Annotated in this window: 13 protein-coding genes; 5 read left to right on the top strand and 8 right to left on the bottom strand. The window is 56.7% G+C overall.

Annotation, left to right across the window (positions count from 1 at the left end; genetic code table 11):
- Window positions 1-24: 24 nt before the first annotated feature.
- From BCEP18194_RS14820 to BCEP18194_RS42440, 3 genes are all read left to right on the top strand, one after another.
- A complete protein-coding gene (locus BCEP18194_RS14820; protein ID WP_011352100.1) occupies window positions 25-690 on the top strand; it encodes a DsbA family oxidoreductase in 666 nt (221 codons plus the stop codon).
- Between the two features lie 214 nt (window positions 691-904).
- Entirely contained in the window at window positions 905-2,077 is a 1,173-nt protein-coding gene (locus tag BCEP18194_RS14815) for an FAD binding domain-containing protein (RefSeq protein ID WP_011352099.1), read from the top strand.
- Between the two features lie 307 nt (window positions 2,078-2,384).
- Window positions 2,385-2,591, top strand: coding sequence for a KTSC domain-containing protein (locus tag BCEP18194_RS42440; RefSeq protein ID WP_011352098.1), 207 nt, complete (start codon window positions 2,385-2,387; stop codon window positions 2,589-2,591).
- A gap of 167 nt (window positions 2,592-2,758) precedes the next feature.
- Here BCEP18194_RS42440 and BCEP18194_RS14810 read toward each other — a convergent pair whose 3' ends face one another.
- On the bottom strand, window positions 2,759-3,316 hold the full coding sequence (locus BCEP18194_RS14810) for a hypothetical protein (RefSeq protein WP_041492840.1): 558 nt from the start codon (window positions 3,314-3,316) through the stop codon (window positions 2,759-2,761).
- Window positions 3,317-4,841: 1,525 nt separating this feature from the next.
- Here BCEP18194_RS14810 and BCEP18194_RS14805 point away from each other — a divergent pair.
- Complete coding sequence (locus tag BCEP18194_RS14805) at window positions 4,842-5,840, top strand: aldo/keto reductase (RefSeq protein ID WP_011352095.1); 999 nt, start codon at window positions 4,842-4,844, stop codon at window positions 5,838-5,840.
- Window positions 5,841-6,028: 188 nt separating this feature from the next.
- Window positions 6,029-6,433 (top strand): nuclear transport factor 2 family protein, encoded by a 405-nt coding sequence (locus tag BCEP18194_RS14800; RefSeq protein ID WP_011352094.1) that lies wholly within the window; start codon window positions 6,029-6,031, stop codon window positions 6,431-6,433.
- A 1,253-nt stretch (window positions 6,434-7,686) separates the two neighbouring features.
- On the opposite strand, the gene BCEP18194_RS14790 is transcribed toward BCEP18194_RS14800, so the two are convergent.
- The 7 genes from BCEP18194_RS14790 to BCEP18194_RS40760 form a co-directional block, all read right to left on the bottom strand.
- Window positions 7,687-10,323 (bottom strand): AAA family ATPase, encoded by a 2,637-nt coding sequence (locus BCEP18194_RS14790; protein ID WP_011352092.1) that lies wholly within the window; start codon window positions 10,321-10,323, stop codon window positions 7,687-7,689.
- 671 nt (window positions 10,324-10,994) lie between these two features.
- Complete coding sequence (locus BCEP18194_RS41195; RefSeq protein WP_157687179.1) at window positions 10,995-11,378, bottom strand: hypothetical protein; 384 nt, start codon at window positions 11,376-11,378, stop codon at window positions 10,995-10,997.
- Window positions 11,379-11,417: 39 nt separating this feature from the next.
- The gene (locus BCEP18194_RS14780; RefSeq protein ID WP_011352090.1) at window positions 11,418-17,414 is read right to left on the bottom strand and encodes an RHS repeat-associated core domain-containing protein; all 5,997 of its coding nucleotides are present in this window, start codon (window positions 17,412-17,414) and stop codon (window positions 11,418-11,420) included.
- Between the two features lie 407 nt (window positions 17,415-17,821).
- Window positions 17,822-18,187 (bottom strand): hypothetical protein, encoded by a 366-nt coding sequence (locus BCEP18194_RS41190; RefSeq protein ID WP_011352089.1) that lies wholly within the window; start codon window positions 18,185-18,187, stop codon window positions 17,822-17,824.
- 269 nt (window positions 18,188-18,456) lie between these two features.
- The gene (locus BCEP18194_RS14775; protein WP_011352088.1) at window positions 18,457-18,888 is read right to left on the bottom strand and encodes an adenylyltransferase/cytidyltransferase family protein; all 432 of its coding nucleotides are present in this window, start codon (window positions 18,886-18,888) and stop codon (window positions 18,457-18,459) included.
- Between the two features lie 41 nt (window positions 18,889-18,929).
- The gene (locus tag BCEP18194_RS14770) at window positions 18,930-19,688 is read right to left on the bottom strand and encodes a 2OG-Fe(II) oxygenase (protein WP_011352087.1); all 759 of its coding nucleotides are present in this window, start codon (window positions 19,686-19,688) and stop codon (window positions 18,930-18,932) included.
- Entirely contained in the window at window positions 19,685-19,996 is a 312-nt protein-coding gene (locus BCEP18194_RS40760) for an Ada metal-binding domain-containing protein (RefSeq protein ID WP_011352086.1), read from the bottom strand. The genes BCEP18194_RS14770 and BCEP18194_RS40760 overlap by 4 nt, the downstream gene beginning before the upstream one ends.
- Window positions 19,997-19,999: the final 3 nt, after the last annotated feature.

Below are 19,999 nucleotides of genomic sequence, written 5' to 3'. Positions count from 1 at the left end.
ACCGTCAACGCAAGGAGCTTCCAAATGAATCCGCTCGATATCCAGGTCACGTATGACTTCATCTGCCCGTGGTGCTGGATCGGCCACGAACATCTCAAGACAGCGCTCCGCGAGGTCGACCTGGCCGTCGCACCGACCGTCAAGTACCTGCCGTATGAACTCAATCCGACCATGCCCAAGGACGGAATCGATCGAAAGGCATATCGCAGCGCCAAATTCGGCAGTTGGGCACGTTCGCAGGCGATGGATGCCGACGTCACGCTGGCGGGCAAGCGAGCAGGTGTCGAATTCAACTACGACCGCGTGGCGGTGACGCCCAACACACGGCTTGCCCATCGCCTGATGTTCCTTGCTCAGTCCAAGGGAAATGCGGCCAGGACCGAAGCACTCTTCGAGGCGATTTTCTCTGCGTACTTTTCCGAAGGACAGGACATCGGCATGGCCGAGGTTCTGGTCAGCCTCGCGGAAAGTGCGGGGTTCGACGCCGACGAAGTGCGCAGTTTCCTGGCGACGAACGACGGCGAGCGTGAAGTCGTTGCCGACGAACTGCGGGCCGCGGCCACCGGCATCCGGTCGGTGCCGACCATTCATGTCGGCGGCGTTCCGGTCAGCGGTGCACAACCGGTTTCGGTGCTCGCTCAGGTACTTCGAACCGCCACCGGCGACAACACGGCCAAGGCCGCAGTCTGAATCGACACCCGCAGGTGAACGCCGGCGCGCACGCCCAGCTCGCTGAACCGGGCATGCGCGCCAGGCGCAACGCAATGGTCGAATGGCCGCCAACGCGGCACACACGCGCCAAGTGCGTTGCGTTTAGCGCAATGTCACGTTGCGATAACGCCACATTCACCAACCAAATCGCAACAATTAGCCTTCACATATCGCTACTTGATCGGAGAGATCCATGGTCGCCACTGCAAAAAACAAGCCTCGCGCACTGATCATCGGCGGCTCGCTCGGTGGGCTCTTTACTGCAACGACACTGCAAGCCGCGGGTTGGGACGTCGACATCTTCGAGCGCTCCCCGAGTGAACTGGACAGCAGAGGCGGCGGAATCGTGTTGCAAGACGACGTCCTGTCGGCGTTTCATTTCGCGGGCATTCAGACAGGCACCGCTCTCGGCGTACAGTCGGGCGACCGCATCTATCTGGACCGCGGCGATCGTGTTATTCAGCGCAGCTTTATGCCGCAGACCCAAACGTCCTGGAACATGCTCTACAGCACGATGAAGGCGCACCTGCCCGCGCAGGTCTTTCATCCGGGCGAGCGCTTCGTCCGCTTCGAACAGAACGGCGACCGGATTACCGCCTACTTTGCCAGCGGCCGCGTTGAAACCGGCGATCTGCTCGTCGGCGCTGACGGCGCACGCTCCGCCGTCCGCGAGCAGGTCTCTGCCGGCCTTTCACCCAACTATGCCGGATATGTTGCGTGGCGTGGTCTCGTTCCTGAAGCGGCACTCCCGGCGAGCGCCGCAGCTGTTCTCAAAGGAACCTTCGCCTTCCAGCAAGGCCCCGGTCACCTGATGCTCGAATATCTTGTCCCGGGCGAAGACCTGTCCACGCAGGAGGGGCAACGGCGCTGGAACTGGGTGTGGTATCGGAAGGCCGCTCACGGCGAAGAACTCTCAACTTTATTGACCGACCGCTCCGGGATTCGCCACTCGTTTTCGCTGCCTCCGGGTGCACTGAAAGACGAAGACCTCACTAGCCTGACGCAGGCGTCGAAAGCGCTTCTCGCCCCGACTTTTCAAACGCTGGTTGAAGCCACCAAAGACCCGTTCGTCCAGGCCATCCTGGATCTGCAGGTGAAGCAGATGGTGTATGGCCGCGCGATCCTGCTGGGCGACGCCGCCTTTGTGCCGCGCCCGCATACAGCGGGCAGCACCGCCAAGGCAGCCGCCAACGCATTGGCCCTGGCCAAGGCGCTGCATTCCGCGGAGTCCGGCATCGATGAAGCCCTGTCGCGGTGGCAGACCGGGCAATTGAGTCAGGGCATCGGCATGACCGAATGGGGAATGAACATCGGCGACCGGATCATGGGCATCCCGCGCAGCAACGTCGTCCTGAAGGATGCTTGAATAACGAAAGAGAGAATCGCAAAACCTGCTCCGCCCGGGGCCCGCCGGCCGTTCAGTACGCTTGCGGAGTGGGTTGAAGTACCTGCGGATGTTGTCGTACAGATCCAAGGACGCAAGCCATCCGCGTTGGGCAAGAGACACTATCGACGTCGGCTACTCACTCTTTTGCAGTTGCGGTGCGACAAAATTGAATCATGAATACCGGGGCAGGCCGATAAGGTTCGATCCATCCTAAACGAGACATAGGGTATGCTAGGCTGCAACAGTAAGAGGATCGGGATACGTACAGCGGTATCGTAAATGGGGGATGCCGATGGAAATGATTCGAGTAAAGTCAAGTGCGATTCGCGCAGTCGGCTACGATCCGAGCAGCTTGCGGATGCGAATACTATTTGCACAAGGGCATAGTTACGATTTCTGTGGCGTCCCCCTCAACGTCTACAAGGGGCTAATGAGCTCGCCCTCTATGGGCAGCTATTACAATAACTTCATCAAGGACAGGTATCACTGTTAATTCTATTGCCACCACAAAAACTGGCCGCATGGCGGCTCGTGCCGCCAAAACCACTTGTCCTGGCCACGTGAGCACACAACTCACCGCATCACCTGCACCGCCCCCAGTGATGCAACAGAACCTGCGCACTATCTGATAAGGCTCGGTGCGAAAACCTACGCCAAAACCTACGCTCGCCCATCATTGCCTGTTGGCTTGTCTCTGACGTACGGAGCGGAGAAGTCAGCATCATAAGTGCCCTTCCAAGAGCGCACGCGCATCGACGTAGCGTAGTAATACTCATAGTTTTCGCGCGGGATCTTGTCCGCCGGAACAGCGACACTTGAAAAAACCCCATCTCGTATAGTTGAGTCTCCAATACAAATGTACGAGACCACGGCAAGTTGTTCGTCGAGTATCTTGCGAAGGAACTCGATTGCACCACCGGCCTCACTTGCGTTGCCCAACACCGTGAAAAAATGCCGATGGGTTGTTGCGTAGAAAACGGTCACCTCGTCGTTGTACAGAGAAGAAACCTCTAAGACGCCACCTTTCGCCGCTGCAAGCGACGGTACTCGAACATTGAAATAGTTCTCCCCGGCGCTGGCAACAATATGAAGATGACTCGTCCAGTCCGGAAAGACTGAGAGAAGGTCTTCCGCCATTTGACGAGAGAAGGGTTCAAGCAATTCAATCATGATGACTTCCCCCGTCGCTTGCATATAGAGCGGCTCGATCGATGCCAATCCATTCTACTCCGCAAGTCGATTGCCCTCTTGTGGTCGACAACCGACTGTCGTGATCTTCAGAAAGCCGAAGGAAAGGTACAACGCATGATTGCTCGCAAACTCGTCGATCGAACCGAACTACTCGATGTCCTGCCGACGACGTCACTGAACTTTTTCTGAGCCAGCATTGGCGTACGCACTACTTCCTGTGACCTTCCTCGATCAACCGGAGAAAATCAACGATCGAAGCTGCCCTGGCCTGCCCGGATAGGGCTCCCATGTTGACAACCCGTAGTATGCGTTAACGAGATCCTCGATCATCAGACTTGAGTACCACATAGCACCCGCGTACTTAGCCTCTGCAAATTTCCGATGAGGTGAGAATCTCGGATCGACAAGCACCGGCAACGATCCGAGGACAGTCCAATGCCTCTTCGCGATAGCAGCATTTGCAGTTGACGTGACGGACATAACCGAGGACGAAGGCAGCACCGATAAATCGACCGTATCCGCAAGTGACGTCACGCAATCGAAAACGGCGATGCACATAATGCCCGGGTACCCTTCCCATGTCTCGAGAACTTGTCCAACAACGACCTTCCCGTCCTTGCGCGGAATACCAAATATCGTCCCCGGGCAGGCAGCTTGTCGCTTTCCAGGCATTGAAAAATCACTCATCTGATTTACACGACTGCGGACCACTTCCACCGGAAAATCCCGGGCCAAACGGCCCTACGCAGCCTGGGTTCGATTTCCTCGACCAAGCGAGCCTTCCGGCCAACGGGCTTCAATACGCTCGTGCAACTGTTGCAGGATGCGCACCGAAGCGAAGCGGCGTCCGGGTGCGGCAACGTTGACGTCGCGGTGCACATCCGGGATGGCGCGATCGAGAGACCGATGACGACACCCGTGCGCCTGGTTTTTCATTGCTCAACGGCATGACCGAAGACAAAGCCGTCCGCATCGAACTCGCGCGCGCCGCGCGACCGCTTGTCGACGTCACGGATCACGCGTGCCGAATGCAACCGGATCGTCCTGACCGGCAGACGCTCGCACACGCGAACCGCCTCGCTCACTCGCTGGCTGCAGCCGTGCCTGATCGGGACCTGCTGGGCGGCACGCAACGCGACTACGATGCGCCGACGTTGCCCCACAGGCCTCCTACTGTAAGCGGACCGTGACCGGCTGTCGAGCGACGGACTTCACGCATTGCCGTCATACGGATTCTCCGTGGGAAAGAATTGTCCGCCGGCTGGAGGCACGTCATTGCCGTCGATATGGTTCAGGTAGGTGTGCAACTCACTGTGTCGCGGGCTGTTCATTCGCATTCCCCAATCACGTCGCCGTGGAAATTCGTTTCGATTACGACGCATTGTGAGCGCGGCTGTCGTCGCTTGCTTCGTCGAAAGTGACGAATTTCCGACGTGCGCTAGGGTCGAGGAACTCCTCACGCGCAGTGCCCCCAAAAGATCGTCGTAACCGACGATTGCCACGGCTCATCGGTCGCCTAGCATGCAAAGACCTTGATCTGTGGAGCAATCCGATGTCACTTGATTCCTACGTTACGCTCGGGCGTTCCGGGCTGCGTGTCAGCCCCTTCGGGCTCGGCGGCAATCTCATCGACACGGCCAAGGTGTATTCGAACGGACACTCCGAGAAAATCATCGGGGACTTTTTCGCTACACGGAAAGGCACGCGCAACCAGAGTGTCATCGCAACGAAGCTTGCTGCCAATCTTCATCTTCGAAACCCGAACGGTGGCGGCACGGGGCACAAGGCGATCATCGACCAATGCGAGGCGTCCTTACGCCGCCTGCAGACCGATTACATCGATCTCTATCAGATGCATATCTGGGATCGGCACACTCCGATAGAAGAAACGATGCGTGCACTCGATGACTTGGTAACGGCCGGCAAGGTCCGCTATATCGGGATTTCCGATACGCCGGCCTGGAAAGTCGCTCAAGCCCAAACGACAGCGCTTTTCCGCGGCTGGGCGGCGCTGATCTCGATGCAGGTCGAGTATTCGCTGCTGCAGCGGACCGTCGAGGGGGAGCTTGTGCCGATGGCGACGGACCTCGACATCGCCATCATGCCGTGGAGTCCGTTAAAGAACGGATGGTTGTCGGGAAAATACACACGCGAAAGCGCCGCGAATTCTAAATCCGAACGTGCCGCGCTGGTTGGCGTCCCGGGCGAGCGCGACTACAAGGTTATCGATGTACTGCTCTCGGTCGCCGCCGAGATGGAAGTGGCCCCCGCGGCCGTCGCGCTGGCCTGGGTTCGCAGCCGCCCTGGCGTGACTTCGACACTGATCGGCACGCGGCGCGTTGATCACCTTCGCGCCAATCTCGCCGCGCTCGAGATCAATCTGGCTGCGGAACATCGTGCGATGCTCGACGAGGTGTCCGAGCCCTCGCTGAACTTCCCGGCCGACTTGACGAGCAAGGCCGCACCGAATTTCATACTTGCCGGTGCGACAGTCAACGGCCAGACCTCACAACCGTTGCCGATGTTGGTGGACAGCGAAGTTCGCTATTAAAGCGGTCGTATCCGGCTGGGAATCGTGAAACGCGGGTGAAAACTGAAATCCGTTACAGTCCGACCGACCTGTGTACCTGAGTGCTCCTTCACTCAGGTCGCAACCAAGCCAAATTTGATCTACTATTGAAAGCCAAAGCTTCGCGTTGCGAAATGCCATCGATGTTGTTACATGCGGAATGAGCTGACATGCCGACACCTACTGCGATCGACGTTGTAAATGAGTTCTCTCGACGTGCGGCAACCGCTGCAGATTTAGCCGAAATCGAGGATTTGATCAGTGCCGATGTCGATTGGTTCGTCGTTGGAGATCGTGAAGTTGTGCCGTGGGCAGGCCGTTGGCATGGAAAATCCGGAGTCGTGCAATTTTACGCCACGCTGCGTGCGGAGACCGTCAATGAGCGCTTCGACGTGAAGGACGTGCTGGCCCAAGGCAACAGGGTCGTCATTATCGGAGCGCTGGCAACACGCGTGAAACGGACAGGAAAGTTGATCGAATGCGAGTTCGTGTTCGACTTCACCGTGGAGAATGGCCTCATCACGCGCTTTCGCCCATTCGAAGACAGTGAAGCAGTTGCGAAGGCTTGTGCTTGAATCGAGATGCAGGGCGAACGCCCATTAGATGCTTGGTCGCTGTCAACGAGTTGTCCTTTTCCGACCTCGTAATCGAAAGTCCGGCCGGAACAATTCATTTTCGAGCACTCACGATGCTACGCCATCAACCACACGGCAGTATCTGCGACCTATGTGACAAATCCTTGATCAAAAAGCTACGCTGCGTCAGTCTCGTCCGGCGCTAGGCCTGTACCCCCGCATCGTCGTGTTACCTTATCCTGTATGTCCGTCCAAAGACTTGAATAGAACTCCTTTAATCTTGGACCGGTTAGGTCCTTCATGTGCTCGATCCGTTGCGGCATCATCCGCACAACGGGCGTCCGCAGCATTCCGACCACCTCGGGGGAGTTCGTTAGCTCGCTTACTCGGGTCACACGCAAATCGTTAACCTGAAGCAACGCAGCAACCGCGAAGAGTGGGCCGTCAGGCCGGAGCCCGAGACGATCAAAGGACACTTGAAGTGCGTTGGCGTCCTGCGCTGCTGTCCGCTCAAATTCATACAAGCCGCTAATGCCATAACGCGGATCCACAGGCATAGCGCACGCAATCTCGATCATGCCAGCAACACAGACTGAGTCGCGAACGCCACGACGTCGGGCATCGAACGAGTCATCGTGTATATGGACGTAAGCGTGGCATGGATCTCCGAGTCTGTGCGGCTCGCCGAAACAGTACGTCCGCGCAGGCATGCGGCTGGTACGATTCGCGATAGCATGGCCGCCGGGACTTGCCGAGCGGAGCGCCTCAACGGCATTTTCGGATGAGTTGTGGGCAGGTCGAACGTCCCTTGAACCTTCGGCGAGCGCGAGCAGTACGAAAAACGGACCGGGAGTGACCGGTACGATTAACCCGCCCCTACCGGATCGGGCTAGAGTATCGATGCGCGCATTGAGCTGCGCGCTGACGTATCCCGCAATGTCATCGTATATCAAGGGAGCGGTGTTGTTTTCGTGGTAGTTCATTAGATTCTCTACGTCGGTGCGGGCGTAAATGGCTCGTCATGCTATTTGCCTGGTAATGCCTCTTGCGAGAACTTACCGAACGGAGGCAAATCTCAACTCCAGCTTCCAGCGACGCAAGGTCCCAGCGCTTGAATCGAAATCCGGGATTTTCGACGATCCCAGGCCTCCCGCCTACTGACTGCTCTTGGCTGCTGCCGCAGCCGCTCGTTCGGACTGGACAGTGACAGACCCGACTACGAATGGTTTTCGATGACTGACTGGAATGAAAAATCAGGTGGCAAAAAGGGCCGACCTACTGGCCGTGCCTTTAGCAATGCCGTCCACTCGCCTGTTGATTGTCTCGCGCCACTTAGCCAAGCGCTCGATGTCGTCGCTAAGTTCGTCTGGGTCTGGTATAGGAAGCCTGCCAACGGCAGCTGCAGCGTCGTGCTCGAACTTTGAAGACTTGGTCATGCCCGCGTCAATCTCAAGATAGTCGCCGTCCGTGACCGTCACTCCTTTGAGGCGTTGCGTCGACACACCCTCGCCAAAACGCTGCACGGCCCCGTTGAGCAAAACCTCCTCGATGCAGCGCTCCCATGCGAGTCGGAGCTGCCCATAGCACTTGGACGTCAACTGTCGGTGCAGGTCTTCGTCGCCATCCTTCGCCGCCTTGCGCACACCAACCAGAAGCTGCCTCAGGCGTCCTAGGCGGTCCTTTGTACCCAGCACGTCAAAGGGTAAATCCTCTGAATGGACACCATAGCCCTCTGCCGTCCTGCGGATATAGTTCTTGGTCAGCGTTGCACCGACGTCCGCCGCCTTCTGCTCCAAGATGAGAAGAAAGTATATGTCGTGGGTGAAAACGATCACCTGCCGGGTCAGCGACTCTCTCGCTAGACGTTCAGCGACCTCCCATCGGCGCCGATGGTCCAACGACGAGACAGGGTCGTCGAGTACGATGCCGCCTCGCCCTTTGCCGAGTCGAATCTCCGCCATAAAGGATGCAATGGCAATGGCTCTTTGCTCGCCTTCGCTGAGAATGGCCGCCGGCGTACCGCCGCCCGGCAATTGCAGGGTGAGCTTGAACTGGGTTTTACCACCGGGCGACTCGGGTTTCATCACAACGTGGAGGTGATGGACCTTGAGGAGCTTGAGTTCATCGTTGAGGGCATCGGCCAGTTCCTGGCTGGCAGTCGTGCGTGAAAGCTCCGTGGATTTCCTCGAAATCCCCCTCGTCTCCATGCCATTGATGCAGGCCTGCAACTTACGGCAGAACTCATGTTTGGAGATCGCCTCGAGCACTGCTGCTTTGACTTCAGCTAGCCTGCGGCGAGCATCGAGTCCCGCACGCTCTACAACCATGGCCGCTTTTAGTTTCTCGTCAGCGGTAGCATCGAGTGCCTTGGCCTGTTCCAGCAGGCGATTGACGAGGTCGGTCAAGCCGGGTTGTGGATCGTCTGTGAGTTTGGGGAGTTCATCCCAGTCCAGCTTACCGGCGGCCGCTTGGAGCACGCCCGACTGGCGCGCCTTGAGGGACTCTTGAAGGGCCGTACAGGCCGCGGCAACTTCCGCCCCGATCTCGGTCACCTCCTCGACCAACGCGTCGCGGAACATCAAGTCCACGCTCGCCTGCTGAATCACCCTGAAGGGGATAGCGGCGGCCTCGCGCGCATCCTTCGCCGCCTTCTCAGCAGCGGCCTTGATGAAGGCATCGAATCGGCGTAGCCGCGCCGCCCCCTCAGGCCCGAGAAGATTCTGACAGAGGGGGCAGACGTCCTCCGCGGATAGTTCAGGGAATTCGTGATCCACGTGACTGAAATCGGCAAACGCTCGGGATGCCTCAAAGAGGGCTTTCCATTCATCTCCACCGGTGCCCGCCAGTTGGCCAGGCGTCGCCTTGAACTCAGCGGCCGCGAGTTCTGCCGCTGCCTTGGTCATCTTCGACTTGCCAATCAACGCCTCAAGCGAACCGACTTTCTCATCGTTCACAACACCGATCGCCGCGGCGGTCCGTTCCTTCAGTGAGGTGATGCGACTGGCCTTCTGTCGCAGGGCCAAAGCGTTCTGCTTCGGATCAGCCTCTGCCAAGGTCTTGTTGAGCAAGGCGAGCCGCTCCAGTTCGGCCTCACTGAGCGTGGCCAGCATCTCGATGTCTTCTGCCTTGGTCTTGGCAGGGATACCGAGCAGTTTCTTGGCGACCTCCGTTTGCTCCCCGGCAAGGACCGCAAAGGCAGCATTGCTCGGGGTATTTGCCGCCTTATCAGCCGTGGCCCAAGCCTTCAGCTTGTTGCACGCACCGACCAGTCCTTCGAGGATGTCCAGCCCATATGGAGCGTAGGCGAAGTCACCTTGGTTGTCGATGTAGGCTCGAGCGCAGTGCGAATCGAAAATGGCGATATCCGCCATGGGCTCAGGTGGCTCGACACCATCCTTCCAAAGCAAATCCATCGCGACGCCGTCGATCTCCGTCGCGAACGTGGCCTGCGCTGGTCCGCTCTTTCCGGGCTCCAGGTTCGCGTTGGGCAGGATGGGCTCGCGCCGATCGCGTGCTCGGCAGGCCTTCTTGAATACCCGCGAATACCCGGACTTTCCAACGCCATTTTCACCGTAGATGCTTGTGATACCTGCCCGGGCAATGGGCAGGCAGGCACCGTTCGCCAACGCATTGACGTTGGCCAATTGCTTGATGGCCGTCAATAGAACAACGCGAGTTGGATTGGCAGGCGGCGCTACTTGAGCATCTTGGAGCTTCTTGGCCACACGCCCTTCAGAATCAGGGATGCCAACCTCGGCTTTAGCCAAGGCGTAGAGGTCATCCAAATCGGCCGCGCCAAGCGTCCGGTTCGCATAAAGCCTGGCGATGGCGTCTTGTTGCCAGGCCGCGAGATCCTTGGACCACGCATGGATTTCTTGCAGTATCGTCACTGGCTTGTCCCCTATCAGCTGGTTATGTCGAAGACGAGATTGAGTTTCGCTCAACGACTCTATATCTGACCTACCACTATATTAGTTTTATTTGGCCGGCCAGAAAGAGTAAGGTAGCAGACCTTCGCTTGTGACGGAGCGGAAGCGATGGATTACAAAGCCCAATGATGCAGCAGTACCTTCTGCCTTACTTGGACGGGCCGGATACCTGAAACCCGAGATAGCACTCTCGGTGTGTCGCTGAGAACACCGGGAAAACAAGTTGCAAACTAGTCGGCGGGTTGTTGAATCTGTACTGAGCCACTTAATTCAAACGTGGCATACCTCCGGCTCGTGGCGATGCTGCGCAGCGGACAGCTCGCGCGTACGTCCGGATTGGTCACGGTCCAGCGGCGGCTGGCAACACCAAAAGGCGTGCTGCTCATGACGCTCGAAGACGAGACTGGTCAGGTGAGCGCGATCCTTTGGCCCAAGCGTATGGAGACGTATCGCAAGGAAGCGCTCGTCGCCGCACTGCTCGTCGTCTATGGCGTGTGGTAGGTCAACAGAAAAGTACGAAATTTGATCGCGCGCAAGCTCGCTTGCCGCACCAAAACCTAAATAGTGCGTTGACACACATCCATTAGCCAAATATGCCTCGTCACCGTCTGCCATTACCTTCCATGCGAGCCTCAGAGACTTCTCGGACCACCCCACGTCATGGAAAAATTATCTGGATTGAAGTCGAAAACTATCCGCCCACCGTCATCTTTGTAAATTTCCAATTCATCGATAAATCCGTCCTTCAATATCAAAACAAAATTAATATATGGGCCGAAATTCTGCACTGTGTCGATATCTGCTTGTACGGCTGTTATTAACGGCCCGGTTGTGTCATTGTATTTTCGATCGCTACTCGTAATAAGTTGAATCGATCCCTCATCATCTATTTGGCACGCCCTTGCGGTTGAAATCTGTGCGATCAGCGTTTCCTTATTTGGCACGCCGCAGCTCGCCATTCGATTGAGAATGGCAACTTCCAACTCGCTAAGATCCCGAAACGACGACGTATTCATAAATTCACTCCAAATTTCTTTACGATACACGCCCGGATATTAATACGGTATCCCTGATGGGCGATAGAAGTATGTTCCGACATTTACATCACCCGACGGCAACGGAAATACTCGATAAATATAGTTCGGAGTTACCCCCCAAAACGGTCCGCCCACATCTCCGATCGGTGGGAGATGGGCGCCAATCTCTGCGCGTGCAGCATCTGGATCGCTTACATGTCTATCGCCGTGTCCCCAAATATAGTCACCCGCAATTTGTAGCGAGTCCGATCCCACAACAGTTCCGGTCAATCCGTCCGAGTCGGTTCGGTTAATGGAATTGTTCCCGACATACGCGTACAGGTTTTGATCGTCTCGATTGCCAACCGGATCCGTCTGAAAAAATCGCCCAAGTCCAGGTGAATAGAACCTTGCTTTATAGTAGTACAGTCCGAGCGAACCGATCAGTTGCTGTCCGGTGTAACGGAACCGCGTACCGCTCGTTGCGTTCGGCTCGCCAAACGGACCATACGTATAGGTTGCCGTCTTGACTCCCGCCGCATTGGCCGTCGCGACGACGCTTCCCGACTGATCGACGTACAGCCAGTTCTTGTTCGCGGTCCCCGAGCCTTCGTACCAGACGAGTGGGTTGTCTGCGCCCGAACCTTGAACATAACGCCGGAGGATATTGCCAGACGAATCGTATTCGGCAACGAGCTTCGTGTCGTCGTACAGCATGTTCGTCGTGAGACTGCCTAGACCGTTGGGCTCAACAGTCTGGCGCAGACGACTTTCCGGGTCATACACAAGACTCACCGTCGAAAACAACCCAGTGCTCCCGGATACGAGGCGATTGTCGAGATCATAGCCGTACGACCAGCCTCCGTAGCTCGCTACATTCCCATTGTTGTCGTACCCAGCAGAACCTCCTGCCGCAGTCGTGTAACGATTCAGGCCGTCTGCGGTGTAGCTCTGGCTTCCAATCGTGCCACTGCTCCACTGGTACGCGAGGTTGCTCGGCGTGACGCTGGTCACATCCAGGATCTGATTACGTGCGTATGTGTACTGCACCTGATCGCCGGGCGCAGTCAACGCATTCGTCAGCGTCGAGAGCCCGCCTTGATTGTCATACCCGCGTTGAATCGACGTACCGTTTCCGAACGCGAGTGTGGTTGCCCGGCTCAGGTCGTCGTAAGTGTACGTCGCGAGTGCGGTGCTTCCGTTCTCCTTGATCACGCTCGGCCGATTCAACGCATCGTAGCTAGTGGTCGTATTGAACCCATCCGGCCATGTCGTCTGCGTCCGATTGCTTGCAGCGTCATACTGGAAATTGAGTGTCTTTCCACCCGCCGTCGCATTGAGCAACCGACCTGCGTTGTCCCAGGCATAGGACACGGCGTAACTGCCGTTCGTGTATTGCGACGCGGTGCGTAGCCCGCGCAGGTCATAACCGAACTGAACGTTGTTCGCACTGTTCGGATAGGTACGGGCGGTCAGACGGTTCAGATTGTCCCAGGTCTGGGTGATAGTGTCCCCGCTACGTTTGCGAATGGTCACCACGTTGCCGTTCGGGTCGTAGGTGTAGCCGTCGTAATCGTTGCTGTTTGCCGAGCCTGGTGTGTTGGGCAGCGGATAGTACTGGTTCGTCAGGCGATCGAATCCGTTGTACGCGTAGACGGTCAGGTTGTTCTTCGCGTCAGCACTCGAGTTGAGTTTGCCGTTCGGCGTATAGGTGTATTGCACATAGTTCTGTTGCTGCGCCGTGCCTGTCGCCTTCTGGATGGTGTTGATGGTGTCGTCGACGTTGTACACCGTCGTCGTAACCCTGTTCCCTCCGTCTGCGGCCGCGAGATACTGCGTTTTCTGATATGGCCGATCGAGATCGTCATATGCAGTGTCCGTGATCGGCACCGGCGCAGCCTCGGCTGGGCAGGTTGTCGCAGATGCTGTTAACGAGGGCCCCCATGCCCGGATAACCTTTCCTGTCGCGCTGTAGCGTGTACAGTTTGTCAGCCACTGAGTGCCGATCTGCCGGGCGACAGCAATCGGCCGGCCGTCGGCGTCATAAGTGGTTTGCGTCTGCTTCCCAAGCGCATCCGTGACGACGATCGGGCGGCGTTCACTGTCATAGCCAGTCGTCACCGTATCGGTCACGTCAGTGCGCGGCCCGTCCACCACGGTCAGGTTGCCAATGTCGTCGTAGGTGTAGGTGGTCGTGAGATTCAGCGTTCCCGTGCCCGCGTCGACTGTCGTGGTCGCGGGTACTTCATGGTGCGCCCAATCATAGGTCCTCGTCGTCGCGGTGGAATTCGACGCACTCGTCTTGACCGTCGTCTTCCACAACAGATACATCGTGGGAAAGCCGGTCGGTGTCCACGAGTAATAATCGTAAGCAGTCCATGGCGCTACTCCGCTTGCGTCAACCGGTGACGTTACAGTCGCGATATCCCCCCACGGCGCATAGGTGTATGACGTGACATTGCCACGCGCATCAGTTTCCGTTGCAACTTTGTTGTACGCGCTCTCGTAGGTGAAGCTTCGAACCAGTGGAGCGAGGCCAGAGCCAGAGGGGCCGAACTGCGTAGTCGACTTCACGTTCTGTGTACAACGTTTGTCCGAGCTCGCACAAGATGCATCGTCGTATGTGTACGAGAAGCCATTCCCTTGAGGCAAAATCTTGGTGATCACCCGTCCTTGTCCGTCATAAGCGAATTGCGTGACGTTGAACAACGGATCAGCTTGCTGCAAAACGTTCCCAAGCACATCGAGGTAGCTGAGTCTGGTGATGCCACCTGGCGCGGATTCAAGCGCTCGCGATCCGGCGAAGTAGTAGCTATACGTTTTCCCACGCGCATTCGTTTGCGTTTGGATTCGTCCCAGACTGTCATAGACATTTGTGACGCCCGCTGTCGATGGGAAGCTTGGGTAAAAGATCTGCGTCAGCTGACCCGGCAAGCCATAGCCGTACGTCGTACTCTTCGACATCGTGTCGGTAAAGGTCGTCAAATTGCCACTGGTGTCGTAGCCATATTTGACCGTTCGAGCACCATCGGAAACCTGGCTAACCCGTCCGTTCGTGTAGGTAAAATTCAGCGTACGCCAGAAGCCGTTGCTGACACTGGTCAAGTTATTTCCGGTATAGCTGTAGTTGACCTGCGTGCCGTTAGCATCCTTGTAAGTGTCGATGTTCCCCGACGAATTGAAGTGCATCGTGTTATGGTGAACAGTGTCGTAGCTGTACGTGCCATCCCCATTCAACGTGAGCTTCGAGGAGTTACCTGGGGGCGGGTTGTAGCTGCCGTCGGGCAACTTCACAAACACCTCGCCATTCAGGCCTTGCGTGACGATCACGGTATTGTTGATCAGTTGATCGCCGAACCATCGTTGCCCGAGAGTCGCGGTGACCAGTTTTTCAATCGGGTGTGACGTGTCTGAAAGCAAATCCAACGATGCCTTCATCTCGACCAACGTCGCTACCGCATCGAGCGCAGAATCCTCCCCCATCCCCTGATAACCGTCCGAATTTACCTTTGCGGTCGCGTTGAAATTGTGCGCCCAGCCCTTGCCGAGCACACCGTCCTGATTCTTGGCGCTCGAACTGTACAGACGGCTGAAGGTGAGGCTTTGCGGAAACTGCTCCACACCTGAGGTTAGATCGTCGCGGTTGTACGTAAAATTTCCGGACGCCAGGCCGATCGGATCGCCGACATAGTTGAATGGCTGGCCCTGGAGGGATCCTATTTGGATGGAGCCGTTTTGTAGGACGTTGACCGGAAGGTTATACATCGCGAGCGGGAACGGCGATGCGAGTTGGGCCAACGGGGAAAGCGTGGAGAGGTACTGCCCCAGGGTCATGTATCCCCCGGCGAGGTTTCCCTTGATCATGGCGCCCAAAATGTTCGGGCCAAAAAAGTAGTAACCCGCACCAGTCCAGCTGTTCTCCGTGATATCGCAGTGTTGCGGCAATATCAGATTGTATCCAGCGGAGAGGTAGCTATTAAAAGTCCCGAAATACGCGCTGCAGTTCAGCAGATTCGGCTGAACCGCGCTCGCGTAGTTTGACGACGTCGCGTTGTAGATTGGTTGCCCAGCTGCTGCCGCCAGATCGATAAGTTTTACCGTTGAAGCAGCTGAAACAGTGCTGACCTGCTGAACCACGGTCGATTCCAGGATGCTGGTATGCATCGCTGTCTGATATAAGGCGAGCGGTTCCTTGGTTGAGTCTCCCGCAACGTTGGCGAGTCCAACCATTCCGCCCGGCAAATCAACATATGACGAACCGACATATCCAGCAACGCCGACATCGTGATAAGGCAGGATTGAGGTGCCTGACAGGCGCTCGCTCAAGTAATACGCTTGATAAGCCTGCCCAAGCCACTGAGCTGCAAGGAGGGCCAACGTTGTCCCACCGACCGCGTCGGACGTGTCAGCAGCGCCAGATGCTCGCAAATTGCCGAGTGCGGTTTGGAAGAAGTTCGCGAGGCCTCGACCAGTTGGTCCCCACGCATTGGCAATTACAAAGATATTCCCCGGTTTCGCGACGATCGTTTGATTGATTGTCTGGTCACCGCCTGTCGTACCGAATGCGTTGTGCGTAACGGTTAGCGTGAGGGGCGTGGATGCGCCAGGAGATGGCGCTGTTCCAGGACTACCAACGGCGGTGCCGTCAAGCGACAGGATGGGCTGGTTGGACGCGTTGTACGTAATGGTTAGACGATGCCCATAGATCGCATCAGACGTGTAGGTCTGGTCTATCCCCTGGTATTGGATTCGCAGCGTCACCTTCATTGATATCGGAACATCGGTCTGGTCCTGAAGCGCATACGCCGTATTCTGCAACGGGGGGGACGTGTAGTGCGGAATCGCTCCGTAGATCAGGTCAATCGATTTGCCGCCCACGACATCATCCAGCGTCGCCGTCGGCATATTCGCGCGCAGATACGTGGCGAGATTGTTGGCGTACGTCGTTAGGTTGTTTCGAATGTTCGTGCGATTAATGTTCTGCACATAGTCAGCGGTGATGGTCGCGCCGCTCTTTGCCGAATTCAGAAATGTGGTGGCGTTGTAGCCAGTGATGCTCGAGCTAGCGAGATCGATACCGGTCTTGAACGAGTGAGTCTTAAAGCTGGGATCGAAATAGTAGGTTGTGCCATTGATGACTGTTTTCACCCAGATGTGTCCAACAGACACGTCAACGAGTGCCGACGTATTGCCTGGACACTGTCCTGGATTCACAGCGGTAGCCGCATAGACCGGAACCCCTCCTTTGCCCAATAGGTTCAGCACGCCACAGACATTTGATGTGTCGACGCCGTACATCGAGTTGAACTGCGCAGCCGTGTACTTGATGACACCGGTTGTGAAGCTCGCCGTGTAGCCAGATGCCCGCAGGAGGTCAACCATCAGCATGGCTTGATCGTACACGGTCCCCTGATTGTCGAGCACCGTGCCAAACGAGCCCTTCTGGGTACCGTAGATCGGATAGACCTCGACATTGTTGTGGACGTACTGATAGATCACGTCCGGGTTGTAATTCAATGCGCGCGCCAGTTCCGCGATTGACGCCGGCCCTTGAGGACTTGCATTTCCACCAGCGCTCAGGACACCCACGCGGGTACCGCGGGTTGACGGAGCAGCGGTCTTCGTTTCAACCGCGGCTCCTTGATTGATCTTCGAAGGTAAGACGACATGAGCACGGGACTGCTCCCAATCCTGCCCCGAGATCGGGAACAGGTTGGCGGCATTTCTGCCGGGTCCCGCTGCGCTGCCGAGAGCCGACAGACGCTCTGGCGAATAGGCAATAGCGGGCTTCCCGCTCACGAAGGTGATTGCTTTCCCGCCCTCGGTGACAGACGGCACTTTTCCCACGTAGTGCGTCGTGGACTTCGGCGATGGTGGTTGAGCACCCAACATCCAATCCGTGCTTTCCCTCTTATTTGTCTGTGGCAAGGCAGATTGAATTGGAGCAGAAAAGCTATTCGAACCGAGCGTCGTCAGGCCGATTAAAAGGAAAGCGGCGATGAAGCTCTGCGAGATGGCACGCGGAATCCTGGACATAACGTCCCCCGGTTAGGGAAAATTAATAGGATTACTTATAATATTAATTCAAAGCCTGCGACACGTTTCGATGCAAGACGACGTTATGGAGATGTGGTGGAGACAGACGTACGGTTGCCCGTTGCGTCGTAGTTGTAAATGATGGTTGTTGTACTGGATCCGGTACTGAATACAGCTTTCGTCAGTCTGCCTAGGGCGTCATAGGAATAACTGATAGAACCGGAAGTTGCGACAGTACTGACAGAGAGAACCACCAGAGCGATGGCTCCTCGGACGATATGACGCGCAGCTCGATACCCCTGGCGTTGAGCAGGCTCGGAATGCCGATGATGCATGTTGCCCCCGGAATTTCCCTTGTTCGACTGATTTATCGCAAAATGCACGGCGCAAATTATTACAAACGCCTTTCATCTGATTGCACTTTGGCTCTCGTTGCAATTTGTTGTAAAATATTTTGAAATAAACATACCAAAACCGAGATCAAACAGAACACTAGGGTTTACGAGCAACCCTGGGGAAGCGAGCGATTCTACTTTTTCAACGATCGACAGTAGTCGGCACGAACTTGCGATCTTTTTTGGTAGATCGTTCGTAGGGACCATATCGACGTCGATTTCAATCACCCGCGCCGCGAAGACCTGATGCAGTACATCTACCAGAAGTGCGATCGCGATCGCCAGTGCTGACCTCCGCTGTCGCGACATTTCGACCGCGCTGCGGGAGGCCGGCAAGGCGCTAGGCATGAATTCGGCGATCGCGTCGCCAAATAGCATCGCTGGTTCGACTCATGCGCGGACTTGCGACAGCACTTCGTCGAAGCCGGCATCGATCGGGAAACACTGCTTAACCAGCAGTGGCCGCGTTGCCGCGCAGCTGCTTAGCGTGAATGAGCCGTTAGTAACGTTATGCAATGGGCGGTTTGCGTGCGCAGATTGGTAAGGGTCGAACAACGACTAGTCGCGACCTATAGCGCCTCATTCGAATGAATCGGCTTGGCAATCGTCACGTAGTTCGCGGAACACGTTCGATTTCAAGGTCGCAATCAGCTTGAGCTGAGAATATCGAACTCGCGCAGAGTTCGGCGCAACTCGCTGCTAGATGTCGCAGAGCAGTACTGGAAGTACACGACATCAACACCGAGAGCGGCAAAGTCGCGCTCGAGCTTCGTACCCTTTTCCGTTCCCTGCCAGTCGTCGCCCTTGAACAAGACGTGGAATTGCAACGTCTTCCAGATCTCGACCTTGTCGTTCGTCATGGCGGGTACCGCCGCGTCGACAAACCGAATGCTTCGAACGATCGCAAGTCGCTCGGCTAGAGGTATCGTCGGCATTACGCCTTTATGCACGGCCAACACGTCGTCTGAGACGACGCCCGCGATCAAAAAGTCGCACTGCTGCTTCGCTTGACGTAGCAGGTTGAGATGGCCGATATGAAAGAGGTCATATGCGCCGGGAGCGTATCCGATTCGTTTCATGATGTCATACCCTGTTATCTTCGGATGCAGCTCCTCGGACGCTACTTGGCGTCGTGGAAAATGATGCCCAGTGTGTGTCGCTGCCCCCAATGCAGCCGACTAACCCCATGACGCAGATTCGCCCGGTAGAAGCCGCGAGCGGAGCGAATGGGGCGATGATTGACAGCAAGAATGACTGCGTCACCCTGTCGGAGCGGCACCACATCTGCCCGACCAGGCCGCTTCGGATTGCTCTCTGTCAGCAGTAGCTCGCCACCTTCGAAATCGCGCCCTGGCTCGTTGAGCAGAACGATTGCCTGGAACGGGAAGACATGTTCGCCGTAGAGGTCTTGATGGAGGCAGCAATAATCATTGGCTTGGTAGCGCAGCAACAGCGGCGTCGGCCGTTGTTGACCTGCACGTTTGCAAACCTCCCGAAATTCAGCATGAGTCGCCGGAAACCGCTGATCGATTCGCATCGCACCATGCCAACGATTGGCGATCGGCGCGAGATGAGGATAGAGGGAATGCCGGAGCCGGCCGACCACGTCAGGCAACGGGTAGCTGAAGTACTTGTACTCACCTCGCCCGAAGGCATAGCGCTCCATCACGATACGGCTTCGAAAGCGTTCGTCCTCGAAGAAAAAGCCAGATACCTGATCACATTGGTTCGGCACCAGCAACGAGGGGATCACGGCGTACCCGTCCTGGCCCAAGGTCGTCTCCAAGGCGCCCCAATCCACTGCCGCAATGCGAGCCTCCAGAGAGTCGCGCGACGATGCGATGTCGGTGCTGATGGAAACTGAATCAAACAAGCTCATGAGCGAGGTTCCTTGTAAGCGGAGGTCGGAGCCTGGACAGACCTTGCTTGCTTCCATGCTGCGTACTCCTTAGGTAAGCAGACGGCGCAAGGCCTATAGCCGGCCGCAATGGCCGTAGCTTCGTCAAGAAAGAAGACGCGGTACTTCGTATAACCACCGCGCTCGATCGCCCGCAACGCGGCGCGACAATCGAGACGGCCGTACAGTTTGCCGCCACGGTGGCCACCAAAGGTTCCCCGTACAGGACTGGCAAAAGGTTTGCCATCTCCCCCAGTCAGTGTGAAGGTCTTGTTCAGAGCGGCCATCATTCT

Origin of the sequence: Burkholderia lata (assembly GCF_000012945.1) — a bacterium.
Lineage (GTDB): Bacteria > Pseudomonadota > Gammaproteobacteria > Burkholderiales > Burkholderiaceae > Burkholderia > Burkholderia lata.
This window is presented reverse-complemented; position numbering and strand designations above follow the sequence as displayed.